This is a genomic window from Micromonospora sp. NPDC018662 (assembly GCF_044391475.1).
Taxonomy (GTDB): Bacteria; Actinomycetota; Actinomycetes; order Mycobacteriales; family Micromonosporaceae; genus Micromonospora.
Genome location: NZ_JBISAC010000018.1, coordinates 55,637 through 70,374 on the forward strand (window position 1 = coordinate 55,637; position 14,738 = coordinate 70,374).

Sequence of the window (14,738 nt, forward strand, 5' to 3'; positions counted from 1 at the left end):
GGACTGGGCGGGCTAGGCGAGGCTCCAGGCGATGCCGTCGAGGATGTCGTGTTCGGAGGCGACCACCGACGGCATGCCGGCCCGCTCCATGATCACGCGCAGCACCAGCGCGCCGGCGCCGATCACGTCCGCCCGGCCGGGGTGCATCACCGGCTCGGCCAGCCGCCGCTCCCGGGTGGCGCCAAGCAGGTAGGCGGTCACCTCGGCGACCCGCTCGTACGGGATCCGGGCGTGGTGGATGCGGCTCGGGTCGTACTCCCGGAGCCCCTGCGCCAGGGCGACCACTGTGGTGACCGAACCGGCGAGCCCGACCAGCGTCGCGGCCTCCCGGCCGGGGACGGCGGCCAGCGCCCGGTCCACCGCCGCCTCGATGTCCGCCTCGGCGGCGGCGATCTCCGCCGACGTGGGCGGATCGCCGTGCAGGTGCCGCTCGGTCATCCGGACGCAGCCGATGTCCACCGAGATGGCCCCGCGTACGCCGTCGGCGCGGGTGCCGACCACGAACTCGGTGGAGCCGCCGCCGATGTCGACCACCAGGTAGGGCGGTTCCGCGTCGGCGGACAGGCCGCGCACCGCGCCGGTGAACGACAGGCGGGCCTCCTCGTCGCCGGTCACCACCTCCGGTGGTACGCCGAGCGTCCGCTCGACCATGGCCCGGAAGTCGGCGGCGTTGGAGGCGTCGCGCGACGCCGAGGTGGCGCACATCCGCACCCGGTCGACGCCCGCCTTCTCGATCTCCGCCGCGTAGTCGGCGAGCGCCACCCGGGTCCGCTCGATCGCCTCCGGCGCGAGCATGCCGGTCCGGTCGACCCCCTGCCCCAGCCGCACGATCTCCATCCGCCGGCTGACATCCACCAGCGGCGCCGAGTCCCCCGCGGACGCCTCCGGCAGGTCGGCGATCAGCAGTCGGATCGAGTTGGTCCCGCAGTCGATGGCCCCCACGCGCACGCTCACGCGCCCACCCTACGGCAGCCCGAACCGGCTCTACAGGCGCAGCAGCATGCGGGTGTTGCCCAAGGTGTTGGGCTTGACGCGTTCCAGGTCGAGGAACTCGGCGACGCCCTCGTCGTAGGAGCGGAGGAGCTGCTCGTAGACCGGCTGCGGCACCGGGGCGCCGTCGATCTCGTGGAACCCGAAGGCGCCGAAGAAGCCGGTCTCGAACGTGAGCACGAAGATGCGGGCGACGCCCAGCTCGCGGGCCGCGTCGATCAGCTCGCCGACGATCCGGTGACCGATCCGGTGCCCCCGGCAGGACGGGTCGACCGCCACCGTACGGATCTCGGCCAGGTCCTCCCACATGACGTGCAGCGCGCCGCAGCCGACCACCGTGCCGTCCGGCGTCACCGCCACCCGGAACTCCTGCACGTCCTCGTAGAGCGTCACGGTGGCCTTGCTGAGCAGCCGCCGGTCGTCGGTGTACGTGTCCACCAACCGGCGGATGCCGCGCACGTCGGCGGTCCGGGCGCGGCGGACCACGACCTGGTCGGCGGCGCTCACACGTCCACGCAGGGACCGGCGGCCCACCACTTCTCCACCAGCGCCAGCGTCTCGTCGCCGAACGGGTTCACCCCGGGGCCGGCGGCCAACGCGTGGCCGAGATGCACGTGCAGGCACTTCACCCGCCCGGGCATCCCACCGGCCGAGATGCCGGCGATCTCCGGCACCTCGCCGATCGCCTCCCGGCGGGTGAGGTAGTCCTCGTGCGCGGCCCGGTAGCGGGCGGCCAGCTCCGGGTCCTCGGCGAGCCGGTCGGCCATCTCCTTCATCAGCCCGGCCGACTCCAGCCGGCTGCACGCCCCGGTGGCCCGCGGGCAGGTCAGGTAGAACAGCGTCGGGAACGGCGTGCCGTCGGCCAGCCGGGGCGTCGTCTCCACCACGTCGGGCAGGCCGCACGGGCACCGGTGGGCCACCGCCCGGGTGCCGCGCGGCGGGCGTCCGAGCTGCGCGGCCACCGCGGCCAGGTCGGCCTCGGTGGCCGGCTGGCGCTCCGGCGGGGGTACGGAGTCCGCCGCCGGCTCCTGCGGTGGTACGACGCTCACGGGTTGTGCCTTTCGGGATAGCTCACTTGTCGGGGCGCTCGGCGTTCGCCGCCTGCACGCTCGACCACAGCGTGTCGTACCAGGGCTGCGGCGCGCTCGGCACCCCCGGCTTCGCGCCCTTGCCGGCGTCCTTGGCCGCGCCCTCCGGGTCCCGCAGCACCACGAGCGCCGTCTCGCCCGGCCGGACCATGAAGAAGCGCTCGCGTGCCTTGGTCTCGACGTAGGCGTCGTCCTTCCACTTGGCCGCCTCGGCGGTCAGGCTCTCGATCAGCCGCCGCTGCTCGGCCTGGGACGCCTCCATCCGCTCGATGTCGGTCTGCTGGTCAAGATAGACCCGGACCGGATAGGTGTACGCCAGGGCGAGCGCGATCAGCACCGCGAACAGCACTGTGGCGCGCCCGGTGAAGCGCCGGGGTTGGGGTGCGGTGAGCCGCCTGACCGGGCCACCGGCCGCGCTGCGCCGGGCCGCGCCCGGACGGTTCGCGGAGCGTACGCCCTCGGTGACTCGGGACGCGCCGGGCGACCGGCCGGCGGCACGCGTCTGCGCGCGGACACCGCCGTCGCGGGCCGTGGACCGGGCACCGCCCGCCCGGCCGGCCTGACCCGGCCGACGGGCGGGCCGCTGGCCACCCGGTGTGCGGCGCTGCTGCATCGTCACACCCCTCCCCCGGAGCGTCGACCTCAGGCCGAACGGTAACGCGGGAACGCGCCGGCGCCGGCGTACCGCGCCGCGTCGGCCAGCTCCTCCTCGATCCGCAGGAGCTGGTTGTACTTGGCGACCCGGTCGGAGCGGGCCGGCGCGCCGGTCTTGATCTGACCGCAGCCGGTGGCGACCGCCAGGTCGGCGATGGTGGTGTCCTCGGTCTCGCCGGAGCGGTGGCTCATCATGCACCGGAAGCCGGCCCGGTGGGCCAGGTCGACGGCGTCCAGCGTCTCGGTGAGCGAGCCGATCTGGTTGACCTTGACCAGTACCGCGTTGGCGGCCCGCTCGGCGATGCCCCGGGCGATGCGCAGCGGGTTGGTCACGAACAGGTCGTCGCCGACGATCTGGACCCGGTCGCCCAGCGCGGCGGTCAGCGTGGCCCAGCCGCTCCAGTCGTCCTCGGCGAGCGGGTCCTCGATGGAGACGATCGGGTAGTCGCCGGCGAGCTTGGTGTAGTAGTTGCTCATCTCCTCGGCGCTCTTGGTGCTGCCCTCGAACGTGTAGGAGCCGTTGTCGAAGAACTCGGTGGCGGCCACGTCGAGCGCGAAGACGATGTCGGTGCCGAGCCGGTAGCCGGCCTTCTCCACCGCCTCGGCGATCAGGTCCAGCGCGGCGGCGTTGGTGGGCAGGTTGGGGGCGAAGCCGCCCTCGTCACCGAGGCCGGTCGACAGGTCCTTCTTCTTCAGCACCGACTTCAGCGCGTGGTAGACCTCGGCGCCGGAGCGCACCGCGTCCCGGAACGTCGGCGCGCCGATCGGCGCGATCATGAACTCCTGGATGTCGACGTTCGAGTCGGCGTGCGCGCCACCGTTGAGGATGTTCATCATCGGCACCGGGAGCAGGTGCGCGTTGGGGCCGCCCAGGTAGCGGAAGAGGCTCAGCTCGGCGCTGCCGGCGGCGGCCTTCGCCACGGCCAGCGAGACGCCGAGGATGGCGTTCGCGCCCAGCTCGCCCTTGTTGTCCGAGCCGTCGATGTCGATCATCTTCTGGTCGATCAGCCGCTGCTCGCTGGCCTCGTAGCCGATGAGCTGGTCGACGATCCGGTCCTCGATGTTGGCGACGGCCTTCTCGACACCCTTGCCCAGGTAGCGGTCCTTGTCGCCGTCGCGCAGCTCGACCGCCTCGAAGGCGCCGGTGGAGGCGCCGGACGGCACCGCGGCGCGGGCGATCGTGCCGTCGTCGAGCCCGACCTCGACCTCGACCGTCGGGTTGCCCCGCGAGTCCAGGATCTCCCGGGCGACAATTCCCTCGATGGTTGCCACTGAGTCGCTCCTCGTTTGTGTGTTCCGGTCCGGTGTGGGCCGCGACGGTGCGGCTGAGGCAGGTGTTGAACGCAGCGTATCGGTCCCCGCCCCCCGGTACGGCGCTCGGGGCGGACCCCGGGGCAGCGAATGAGACGGACATTCCCGGTTTACCGGTCGTCAACCGGCAACGGGTTTGCGAGAGGTTGCGTCGATCGACAAGGCTGGGCATCATGCCTGCCGCTTCGACGACCCTCCGCGTGCTCGCCGCCTCGGTCATCGCGTCGCTCTCGGTCACCGGCTGCCAGACCCTGGACGACGCAGGCGTCGCGCTCGGACGGGCCGACCTGGTCAACGACCTCGCCGCGCGGATGGACCGGGCGCTGGAGCGCACCTGGGCCGCGGAGTACCAGCTCGCCGGCGGCCGGTCCGCCTCGATCGCGCAGACCGCGAAGCCGCTCCGCTCCACGTACGCCTGGCCCGGCGGCAAGATCACGGTGACCCAGGAGGCGGTGACCCGGTGCGCGAGCACCGCCGCCCGCACCTCCTGCACGCTGTCCCCGCCGGTGCTGACCGCCGGCAAACCGTCGGTGATCGTCTACGACGAGGCGCGCAAGCAGGGCCTGGTCACTCCGCCGGCGGTGATCCGGCTGCTCACCGCCGCGGCGCTGGAGCCCGAGGCGGTCATCAAGCAGAGCGACACCACGCTGGCCGGGCACCACGCCACCTGCGTCGACGTCACCGACGCCGGGGAACGCTTCGCCGCCTGCGTGACCACCGAGGGGGTGCTGGGCAGCTTCACCGGCACGCTCGACGGCAAGCCGGCCGAGATCACCATGAGTCACTACACCGAGACGGTCGAGGCCGGCGCGTTCGCGGTGCCGGCCGGCGCCGGCGTGGTGGACCGTCGTCCGAAGGCGTCCTGACCCTGCGGCCGCCCCGGTGGTCGATGCGACCTGACCGGGTCGCCGCCCGGCCGTGATCCGGCCGGGCGGCGCGTCACGGCACCGTCAGGGCAGCGTCCACCGCTGGTCGGCGCCACCGTTGCAGGTCCAGATGATCACCTTGGTCCCGTCGCCCGAGTTGTTGTTCGGCACGGCGAGACACCTCTCCGCGTTCGGGTTGCGCAGCGCGCCGTTGGCGGCGGTGACCCAGGTCTGCGCCGCCTTGCCCGTGCAGGGCGCGATCTGCACGGCGGTGCCGTCCGCGGTGCCGCTGCCCCGCACCTCCAGGCACTTGCCCAGGGCGGTCAGCGCGACGCCACTCTGGGTCCAGACCTGGCCCCGGCTCGTGCCGCAGGTCATGAGCTGCAGCTGGGTGTTGTCGACCGGTGCGGCGCCGGGGATGTCCAGGCACTTGCCGGCCAGCCCCTTGACCTGGCCGGTGCCGCCGCCACCGACGCCACGCTGGATCCAGAACTGGTCCGCCGGGGTGCCGCAGTTGTAGAGCACCACGTCGTTCGGCGCCCAGGACGGGGCGACCAAGCACTGACCGTTGCGCCGGTTCTGGAGCTGGCTCTGCAACGCGCCGGTGGTGATCCGCCACTGCTGGTCGGCGAGGTTGTTGCAGGGGTACGAGACGATGTTGCCGCCGCCCCAGGTGGGCGCCACCAGGCACTCGCCGTTGTTGGCGTTCTTGAGCTGGAAGTAGCCGCTGTCGGCCGGGATCACCGTCCACAACTGGTCGGCGTACGGGGTGTCGCAGCTCCAGTACGACGCGGCATGATCCGTGCGGGCGGACGGGACCACGAGACACTTCCCGTTGTTCGCGTTGACGATCTGCAACGCCCGACCGGCCTGCCAGTCCGGCGCGGCGGCGATCGAGGCGCCGAACCAGCCCGCCAGGTCGTCGGTGCGGGTCTCGGTCGACCCCTGCCGGGTCTCGGTCGACCCCAGGCAACCGCGCTGCCAGGACGCGCTGTGCAACCCGACCAGCTCCAGCCCGCCGGCCGTCTGCCGCAGCGCCGGCCCGCCCGAGTCACCTCGGCAGGTGCTCGTCTGCTGCGGGTTCTGCCCGACGATCTGGGCGGTCGCCGCCGCTGCCGCCTCCACCGTGAACGGCGCCACGTGCAGCTTGTCCGGCACCCACTCGGTGGCGGTGCGACCGAAGCCGGCCACCTGGAGCGTCTCGCCGACACCCGGCGGGGTCGTGCCCAGCGTCACCGGGGTGACGTCGGTGACCGCCGCGGCAAGCCGGGCCAGCACCACGTTGCGTTCCGGATGCGGCACCAGCTCGGTCACCGCCCGGGTCTGCCCGGCGGTCGTGCTCAGGTCGATCCGGCCGACCGTCACCGACGTGGCCCGCGGCGGTGGCCCGGCGGCCACCGGCTGCCCGTCCTCGGCGAAGCACGAGCTGGCCGTGGCCACCCAGTGCGGGTCGACCAGCACACCGGAGCAGGCCCGCACCCCGACGTCCACCTTGGCCACGAAGCCGTACGACGCGTCCGCCGCGGTGCCCCCGCTGACCGCCGACGCCGGCATCGGCAGCAGGACGCCCGCACCGAGCAGGCCGGCGAGCGCGACCAGCCGCGCGGCCCGGCCCCGCGCCGTCACCCGACCGGCACGCACGGCCGCCTCGGTCCGGCGTCTCCTGTTGGCATGCCTCACCACAACCCCCGTTCCCGCGGCTGCCCGCCGCGCCTGTCGGCCCTGAGCGGCCACGGCCGACCCTAGAGGACGGAGACGGTGGATGTGATCCCTCCGGAAGGGGACCTGCGGCGGTGGGTCAGACGCCGAGCAGGGTGCGCAGGTGGCGTGGCGGTGGGCAGTCGTGCGACAGCATCGCGTCGTGCCAGTCGCGCACCGGCACGCCCGCCGGTCGGGCGGCGGCGATGCCCGCCATCTCGCTGTAGCCGACGAAGTAGGTGGAGAGCTGGGTGGAGGTGAGCAACGCCCGCCGCCACTTGCCGGCCGCCTCCCCCTCCTCCTGGAAGCCCCGCCCGGTCATCAACGCCATCGCCTCGGCCTCGGGCAGGTCGTCGCAGTGCACGAGCTGGTCGAGCAGCGCGTTGATGGTCATCCGGAGCTGCATCTTGAGCTGCTGCAACCGCACCGGCAGCCCACCGAAGCCGAGCCCGGCCATCAGCTCCTCGGTGTAGACCGCCCAGCCCTCGATGAACACGCCGGACTCGGTGAGCGCGCGGACCCGGGTCGGGCCGGCGTACCGGCGGGCGTGGGCGAGCTGGAGGAAGTGACCGGGCATCGCCTCGTGCACGGTCAGGTTGCGGATCATGTGGTCGTTGTACTCCCGGTAGAACGACTCGACCCGCTGCGCCGACCAGTCCGCCGGGGTGGGCGCGATGCAGTAGAACGTCGGCACGTCGGCCGTCTCCAGCGGGCCCGGCGCGTCGCAGTAGGCCACCGCCACGCCGCGCGCGAACTCCGGCATCTCCTGGATCACGCACGGGTCGTCGACCAGGCTGACCAGGTCGTGGTGGCGGACGAAGTCGGCGGCCTCGTCGAGCGTGACCGAGGCCAGGTCGACGATGGTGGCGTCGTCCGGGTGCTCGGCGGCCAGCAGGCCCAGCGCGCGGCGTACCGTCTCGTCGTCGGCCGGACCGCCGACCAGCTCGACGGCCGCCGCGCGGATCTCGTCGGTGACCCGGTCGAGGTTGGCCCAGGCGCGGCGCTGCACCTCGGCGGCGCCCAGCTCGGTGTCGAGCGTGTGCCACAGCCGCGCCTCCCAGCGCCGCCGGCCCAGCCGGGGGTCGCGCCCCGGCCCGGCGTCGGCCGCCAGCCCGGCCCGCAACCACGACACGAACTCGTCCAGCGCGGCGATCGCCGCGGTGGCGGCCGGCCCCACCCGGTCGCGCAGCGCCGGCGCCTGGGCGAGCAGCGCCGGCACCTCGTCGCGGACCAACGCGGCCGCGCCGGTGAACTGCCCGACCGCCGTCTCGGCGTGGACCCGCGGCATGTCCCGCAACGTCGCGCGCGCGGTTGCCAGGGCATCCGGTACGGCGGAAAGGCGCCCGACCAGGTGGGTCAGCCGCTCCTCGACGGGGGCGTAGGGACGGGCCAGCAGCGCGTGCAGCAGCGGGCCCGGATTGTGCCGCAGCGGGTCCCACTCGTGGCTGCGGATCTCGGTGGTCTCGAACAGCCCCCGGTCGACCAGGCTGCTGAGCAGCGCGTGGTCGACGCTCTCGTCGGGGTCGAGCACGTCGGGGTCGATCTCGGAGAGCGCGTCGGCCGCGTCCTTGAGCATCGCCTGGTCGGCGGCGAGCGCGTCGGCGGAGAGGTCGGGCAGACGGTCGTCGTAGCGGTGGTCCCCGGCGGAGGTGGCCAACCCGGGCCGGCTCTCCAGCAACGCCTCCACGATCCGCTCCGCGAGCACCCCAAACGCTTCCATGCGGGAACCCTACCCACCACCCCCGACGTTCCCCCGCCTGCGGCGTCCTCGCTGATCAAGGAGTTTGCGTCCGGGGCACGCCCGCGCACCGACGCAAACTCCTTGGTCAACTCCGCCGAGGCCGGACGCGGCTCGGCTCGGCTCGGCTCGGCTCGGCTCGGCTCGGCTCGGCTCGGCTCGGCTCGGCTCGGCTCGGCTCGGCTCGGCTCGGCTCGGCTCGGCTGCGAGATCTTGGTACGAAACGGCCCTTCCCGGGGCCATTTCTTACCAAGATCTTCAGAATTCCCAAGAAGTGGCCATCGACTCTCGCAATTCGAGAAGCCGACCCCCAGCAGCACCCCGCTCCGGACCGGACTGGACCGTCGATCTTGTAGTTGCGGCCCGCGAGATGTCTGATTCGGCCGATTTGCCGAGGCCGGAAGTGCAAGATCGACGATGGTTGCCGGGGCGGGGGTCAGGTGGGGGGGTGGGGGGTGGGGCGTTCGGCGGCGCGGACCGCCTCGGCGTACGCCAGGGTGGCGCGTCGGAGCGCGGCCTCCGGGTCGATGCCGGCCTGCCGGGCGGCGGCCACGGTGGCCAGCAGGCTCGCGCCGAGCCGCGCCTCGGCGTCCACCTGGGACTCGGCGAGCGGCGGCGGCACGGCCAGCCCCACCCGGCCGGCGCGGTCCAGGATCTTCGCGGCCAGGGCCAACGCGGGCTGGCTCAACGCGATGCCGTCCAGCACCGAGTCACGGGTCTTCTCGGCCCGTTTGATCCGCTCCCAGTTCGCCTCGATCTCCTCGATCGAGCCGGCCTGCTCACCGGAGAACACGTGCGGGTTGCGGCGCACCATCTTGTCGACCAGGCCACCGGCCACGTCGTCGACCGTCCAGCCCCGGCCCTCCGGCAGGTCCTCGGCCAGCCGGGCGTGCAGCAGCACCTGGAGCAGCACGTCGCCCAGCTCCTCGCGCAACGCGTCGGTGTCGTCGGCGCCGATCGCGTCGTACGCCTCGTAGCACTCCTCCAGCAGGAACGGGGCCAGGCTGCGGTGCGTCTGCGCCCGCTTCCACGGATCACCGCCCGGGGACGCCAGCCGGTCCATCACCTCGACCGCGTCGAGCAGCCGGGCACCGGGCGGGTCCCAGGAGCCGTACATCAGCTCCAACTCGGCCAGGCCGGGCTGCCGGGCCAGCCGCAGCCCCAGCTCGCGGGCGAGCGCCTCGTCGCCGGCCGGGCCGGCCAGCCAGACCGCGCCGCCACCGGTGGCGGCGGCGTCCAGCAGCGCCTGCGTCGCGCCCTCGGTCACCACGCGCACCTCGGCGCCGGCCGTCCGGACCGCCCGGGTCAGCTCGCTCTCCGCACCGGTGAGGACCGGCGCGGAGCGTACGGCGTCCCAGGCGGCCGACGTCAACAGGCCGGCCGGCAGCCGGGGCGAGGTGACCAGCAGGACGATGCGCGCGGTCATGCGCCGGGCGCCGCCGACGGCTCGACCACCGGCACCGACTCGCCGGTCTCCGGCTCAGGGGTGGAGACGTCGGTGACCGACGAGCCCGGCTCGCCCAGCGGCACGGCCACCGCCGGCACGTCGCCCTTGAAGCTGAGCAGCGGGAACGCCAGCGGGCGGTAGCGCGGGTTGACCGAGACGTCGTACCCGCCGATGGCGTCGGCGAGCGACTTGCGGGTGCCCAGGGCGGAGCGGAGCTGCTCGCCGTCGAGCTGGCGGGCGGCGTCGGCGTCCGAGACGTCCGGCGGGATGGCGCCGGCGGCCCGGCCGGCCGCGATCACGGTGGCCAGCTCCTCCGGCGTGGGGGCGGCCTGCGCGCTGGCCGGCAGGCCGGACATGCAGGTGTAGAACTCGGCCACCTTCTTCGGGTACGCCGCGTCGGCGGGCAGCCCGGTCTGCTGCGCCACCTGCTCCGGCGTCACCTGGCCCTGCGGCTGGTAGCCCTTGTCGGCGGAGAGTTCCCGGCACACGTCCGACAGCACCAGCGTGGCGACCACCTGGTCCCGGGCCGGCAGCAACGCGTCGGCCTGCGGGGCGGTGGCCGGCTGGCTGGCCAGGCCGTCCCGGACCTCGTCGAGGATCGAGGTGACCTGGTCCTCGGTGACGCGGGTGTCGCCGACGTAGGCGGCGACACCGGGCTCGGTACGGCAACCGGAGAGGGCGACGAGGCCGACCGCCACGCTGGCGACGGCGACAAGACGGCGAGCACGCATGACGGTCACTCTCTCACGCCGCGTGTCCGGCTGTGACGCCGCCCACCGCACCGCGCCCCCGCCCCGGCCGGCTGCGCCGCCGCCGGCTGGCCGTGTCACCTTCCGCTCGCCACTGCGGGGCTGGCAGAACCGGCCAGCTCCTCGGGCTTCGCCGTGTCACCTTCCGCTCGCCACTGCGGGGCTGGCAGAACCGGCCAGCTCCTCGGGCTTCGCCGTGTCACCTTCCGCTCGCCACCGCGGGGCTGGCAGAACCGGCCAGCTCCTCGGGCTCGCCCAGCACGTCCTTCAGGAGCTGGGCGCACCACTCCAACAGCGCCTGGTCGCGCAGCGGCTCGCCGCCGATCCGGCGGGTGCTCGGTCGGGGCACGCTGACCTGGTCGAGCGCCTGCTTGTAGACCGAGTCGGGGTGGTAACGCTTGAGCCGCATCTGCTTCGAGTCGGGCAGCGGCAGCGGGCCGAACCGGATGTGCTTGCCCTGCATCGACACGTCGGCCAGGCCGTAGCGGCGGGCCAGCAGCCGGAAGTTCGCCACCGCGGCCAGGTTCTGCACCGGGGCGGGCGGCTCACCGTAGCGGTCGGTCATCTCGGCGACCACCTCGTGCAGCCGCTCCGCGTCGCGGGCCTCGGCGAGCTTGCGGTACATCTCCAGCCGCAGCCGCTCCACGCCGACGTAGTCGTGCGGCAGGTGCGCGTCGATCGGCAGGTCGACCTTGACCTCCGACTCCTCCTCGGTGCTCTCGCCCTTGAACGCGGACACCGCCTCGCCGACCATCCGCACGTACAGGTCGAAGCCGACGCCCTCGATGTGGCCGGACTGCTCGCCGCCGAGCAGGTTGCCGGCGCCGCGGATCTCCAGGTCCTTCATCGCCACGTACATGCCGGCGCCCAGCTCGGTGTGCTGGGCGATGGTGGCCAGCCGCTCGTGCGCGTTCTCGGTGAGCGGCTTTTCGGCCGGGTAGAGGAAGTACGCGTACGCGCGCTCGCGGCCCCGGCCGACCCGGCCGCGGATCTGGTGCAACTGGGCCAGGCCGAGCAGGTCGGCGCGCTCGACGATCAGCGTGTTGGCGTTCGGGATGTCGATGCCGGACTCCACGATCGTGGTGCAGACCAGGACGTCGAACTCCTTCTCCCAGAAGCCGACCATCACCTTCTCCAGCGCTTCCTCGCCCATCTGGCCGTGCGCGACCGCGACCCGGGCCTCGGGCACCAGCTCGCGGATCCGACGGGCCGCCCGGTCGATCGACTCGACGCGGTTGTGCAGGTAGAACACCTGACCGTCGCGGAGCAGCTCGCGGTGGATGGACGCGGCCACCTGCCGGTCGTCGTACGCCCCGACGAAGGTGAGCACCGGGTGCCGCTCCTCCGGCGGGGTGGCGATGGTGGACATCTCCCGGATGCCGGTGATCGCCATCTCCAGCGTCCGCGGGATCGGGGTGGCCGACATGGCGAGCACGTCGACCGAGGCGCGCAGCGTCTTCAGGTGCTCCTTGTGCTCGACGCCGAAGCGCTGCTCCTCGTCGATGATGACCAGCCCGAGTTGCTTGAACCGGGTGGCCGCCTGGAGCAGCCGGTGGGTGCCGATGACGATGTCGACGGTGCCCTCGGCGACCATCTCCAGCGTCCGCTCGGACTCCTTCGGGGTCTGGAACCGGGAGAGCTGCCGGATGTTCACCGGGAACTGACTCATCCGCTCGGCGAACGTGTTGTAGTGCTGCTGCACCAGCAGCGTGGTGGGCACCAGCACGGCCACCTGCTTGCCGTCCTGCACCGCCTTGAACGCCGCGCGTACCGCGATCTCGGTCTTGCCGTAGCCGACGTCGCCGCAGATCAGCCGGTCCATCGGGACGGTCTGCTCCATGTCCCGCTTGACCTCCTCGATGGCGGCCATCTGGTCCGGCGTCTCCTGCCAGGGGAACGCGTCCTCCAGCTCCCGCTGCCAGGGCGTGTCCGGCCCGAAGTTGTGCCCCTTGGACGCCTTGCGCGCGGCGTAGAGCTGGATGAGCTGGGCGGCGATCTCGCGTACCGCCTTGCGGGCCCGGGCCTTGGACTTCTGCCAGTCCGAGCCGCCCATCTTGTGCAGCGTGGGCTGCTCGCCGCCGACGTAGCGGGAGAGCTGGTCGAGCTGGTCGGTGGGGACGAAGAGGCGGTCGCCGGGCTGGCCGCGCTTGCTCGCCGCGTACTCGATGACCAGGTATTCCCGGCTGGCGCCGTTGACCGTGCGCTGCACCAGCTCGACGTAGCGGCCGATGCCGTGCTGCTCGTGCACCACGAAGTCGCCGGCGCGCAGCTCCAGCGGGTCGATGGTGTTGCGCCGCCGGCTGGGCATCTTGCGCATGTCGCGGGTCGACGTGCCGCGGCCGCCGGTGACGTCGTTGCCGGTCAGCAGCACGAACTTCGACGCCTCGTCGACGAAACCGGCGGTCAGGCAGCCGCAGGACACCAGCAGTTCGCCCGGGACGGGCGCGGCCGGCACCTCCTCCACCAGCCGGGCGCCGAGGCCGGCGTCGCGGAGAACCTCGACGGCCCGCTGGGCGGGACCGTGCCCCTCGAAGACCAGCGCGATCGACCAGCCCTCGCCGGCCCAGCGCTTCAGGTCGTCGACCACCCGGGCGGTCTCGCCGTGGTAGAGCGGGGCCGGCTGGGCGGCCAGGCTCACCGCGATGGCGTCGTCGGGGGTGACGTCGACAGCGGCCGGCGCGTCCTCCCAGGGCTGCCGGGCCGGCGCGGCCTCTTCGACCATAATTCGGCCTCCGCGCCGGTAGCCGGCGCTCCGGACCGAATGAGGGTCGGCCTCGACCAGGCCGAACGGCGCGAGCGTCCACCAGGGTTGGCGCAGGGCGCGCGCTTGCGTGCGTACGTCGGCCAGGGTCTTGAAGGCGGCGGCGCCGAGGTCGACCGGGGCCTGGCCGCCGACGGCGGCTGCGGCCCAGCTCGCCTGGAGGAACTCCTCCGAGGTACGGACCAGGTCGTGCGCCCGGGTGCGGATCCGCTCCGGGTCGCAGAGCAGCACGTGGGTGCCGGCCGGCATGCAGTCGACGAGCAGCTCCAGCGCGTCGTCGCCGACCAGCGCCGGGGCGAGCGACTCCATCCCCTCGACCGGGATGCCCTCGGCCAGCTTGTCGAGGATCTCGGCCAGCTCGGGGTGCTCGGTGGCGAGCGCGGCGGCCCGCTGCCGCACCGAGGGGGTGAGCAGCAGCTCACGGCAGGGCGGCGCCCAGAGCTGCGGTACGCCTTCGATGGTGCGCTGGTCGGCGACCGCGAAGGTGCGGATCTCCTCCACCTCGTCGCCCCAGAACTCGACCCGGGACGGGTGCTCGTCGGTGGGCGGGAAGACGTCCAGGATGCCGCCGCGCACCGCGTACTCGCCGCGCTTGGTGACCAGGTCGACCCGCGCGTACGCCATGTCGGTGAGCCGGCGGGCGACCTGGTCCAGGTCGGCCTCCTCGCCGGCGGCGAGCTGCACCGGCTCCAGGTCGCCGAGGCCCTTGAGCTGCGGCTGGAGCAGCGACCGCACCGGCGCGACGACCACCCGCAGCGGCCCGGTGCGCCCGTGCGCGTCGGCCGAGTCGGGGTGGGCCAGCCGGCGCAGCACGGCGAGGCGCCGCCCGACCGTGTCGGACCGGGGCGAGAGCCGCTCGTGCGGCAGCGTCTCCCAGGACGGGAAGACCGCCACCTGCTCCGGCGGCAGCAGGCTGCCCAGCGCCGAGACCAGGTCGTCGGCCTCCCGGGTGGTGGCGGTGACCGCGAGCACCGGCCGGCCGGCACCTTGTTCGTCTGCGGCTACCGCCGCGACCGCGAACGGGCGCAGCGCGGCGGGCGCGGTGAGGTCGAGGCCGTCGACCTGCGCGGCACCGGAGCGCGCCAGGTCACGCGCCCGGGCCAGCCCGGGATCGGCCAGGGCGGCGGCGAAGAGTCCGGTGAGCATCAGTGATCACTTCCAGCGGCTTGACGCATGAAGACGACCCCGCGTCCAGCCGGACGGGGGGTGCACCCATCGAGCCTATCCCTCTCCCGTCCCCCACACCCCCCACCCACACGTCCCGCCACCCCCACCCGCGCGCCCCACCCCCGCCCTCTGCGCGCGCAGATTCACGGGAAGAGTGCCTATTCGCGACGCGAAGGCCACTCTTTCCGTGAGCTTGTCTCATCCTGTTTGTGCTGGTCGGGGGGTCTTGACGTGGTGGTGTGAGGTGTTTTCTGGCTGGTCGGTGGGGT

General features: G+C 73.3%; 11 protein-coding genes. 1 reads left to right on the plus strand and 10 read right to left on the minus strand.

Annotated features, from left to right (window positions below):
* Nucleotides 1-12 precede the first annotated feature (12 nt).
* Genes ACH495_RS30785 through eno form a run of 5 tightly spaced genes read right to left on the minus strand, consistent with a single transcriptional unit; the run spans nt 13 to nt 4,004 of the window.
* Nucleotides 13-942: an exopolyphosphatase gene (locus ACH495_RS30785; RefSeq protein WP_396861232.1), complete on the minus strand. Its 930-nt coding sequence runs from the start codon at nt 940-942 to the stop codon at nt 13-15.
* A gap of 42 nt (nt 943-984) precedes the next feature.
* Nucleotides 985-1,497 carry an amino-acid N-acetyltransferase gene (locus tag ACH495_RS30790; RefSeq protein ID WP_396861221.1) on the minus strand — a complete coding sequence of 171 codons (513 nt, stop codon included), beginning with the start codon at nt 1,495-1,497 and terminating at the stop codon, nt 985-987.
* The gene (locus tag ACH495_RS30795) at nt 1,494-2,039 is read right to left on the minus strand and encodes a DUF501 domain-containing protein (RefSeq protein ID WP_396861222.1); all 546 of its coding nucleotides are present in this window, start codon (nt 2,037-2,039) and stop codon (nt 1,494-1,496) included. The genes ACH495_RS30790 and ACH495_RS30795 overlap by 4 nt, the downstream gene beginning before the upstream one ends.
* A gap of 22 nt (nt 2,040-2,061) precedes the next feature.
* Nucleotides 2,062-2,691, minus strand: coding sequence for a septum formation initiator family protein (locus tag ACH495_RS30800; RefSeq protein ID WP_396861233.1), 630 nt, complete (start codon nt 2,689-2,691; stop codon nt 2,062-2,064).
* A gap of 29 nt (nt 2,692-2,720) precedes the next feature.
* Complete coding sequence (gene eno, locus ACH495_RS30805; protein ID WP_396861223.1) at nt 2,721-4,004, minus strand: phosphopyruvate hydratase; 1,284 nt, start codon at nt 4,002-4,004, stop codon at nt 2,721-2,723.
* Between the two features lie 212 nt (nt 4,005-4,216).
* Here eno and ACH495_RS30810 point away from each other — a divergent pair, with 212 nt between their 5' ends.
* A complete protein-coding gene (locus tag ACH495_RS30810) occupies nt 4,217-4,909 on the plus strand; it encodes a hypothetical protein (RefSeq protein ID WP_396861224.1) in 693 nt (230 codons plus the stop codon).
* Between the two features lie 84 nt (nt 4,910-4,993).
* Here the strand turns inward: ACH495_RS30810 and ACH495_RS30815 are convergent, their stop codons facing one another.
* The 5 genes from ACH495_RS30815 to mfd all read right to left on the minus strand — a co-directional run bounded on the left by ACH495_RS30815 (nt 4,994) and on the right by mfd (nt 14,448).
* On the minus strand, nt 4,994-6,550 hold the full coding sequence (locus ACH495_RS30815) for a ricin-type beta-trefoil lectin domain protein (protein ID WP_396861225.1): 1,557 nt from the start codon (nt 6,548-6,550) through the stop codon (nt 4,994-4,996).
* 157 nt (nt 6,551-6,707) lie between these two features.
* Nucleotides 6,708-8,327: a DUF885 domain-containing protein gene (locus tag ACH495_RS30820; RefSeq protein WP_396861226.1), complete on the minus strand. Its 1,620-nt coding sequence runs from the start codon at nt 8,325-8,327 to the stop codon at nt 6,708-6,710.
* A gap of 454 nt (nt 8,328-8,781) precedes the next feature.
* Entirely contained in the window at nt 8,782-9,771 is a 990-nt protein-coding gene (locus ACH495_RS30825) for a nucleoside triphosphate pyrophosphohydrolase (RefSeq protein ID WP_396861227.1), read from the minus strand.
* On the minus strand, nt 9,768-10,523 hold the full coding sequence (locus ACH495_RS30830) for a hypothetical protein (RefSeq protein ID WP_396861228.1): 756 nt from the start codon (nt 10,521-10,523) through the stop codon (nt 9,768-9,770). The genes ACH495_RS30825 and ACH495_RS30830 overlap by 4 nt, the downstream gene beginning before the upstream one ends.
* 217 nt (nt 10,524-10,740) lie before the next feature.
* On the minus strand, nt 10,741-14,448 hold the full coding sequence (gene mfd, locus ACH495_RS30835) for a transcription-repair coupling factor (protein ID WP_396861229.1): 3,708 nt from the start codon (nt 14,446-14,448) through the stop codon (nt 10,741-10,743).
* Nucleotides 14,449-14,738 lie beyond the last annotated feature (290 nt).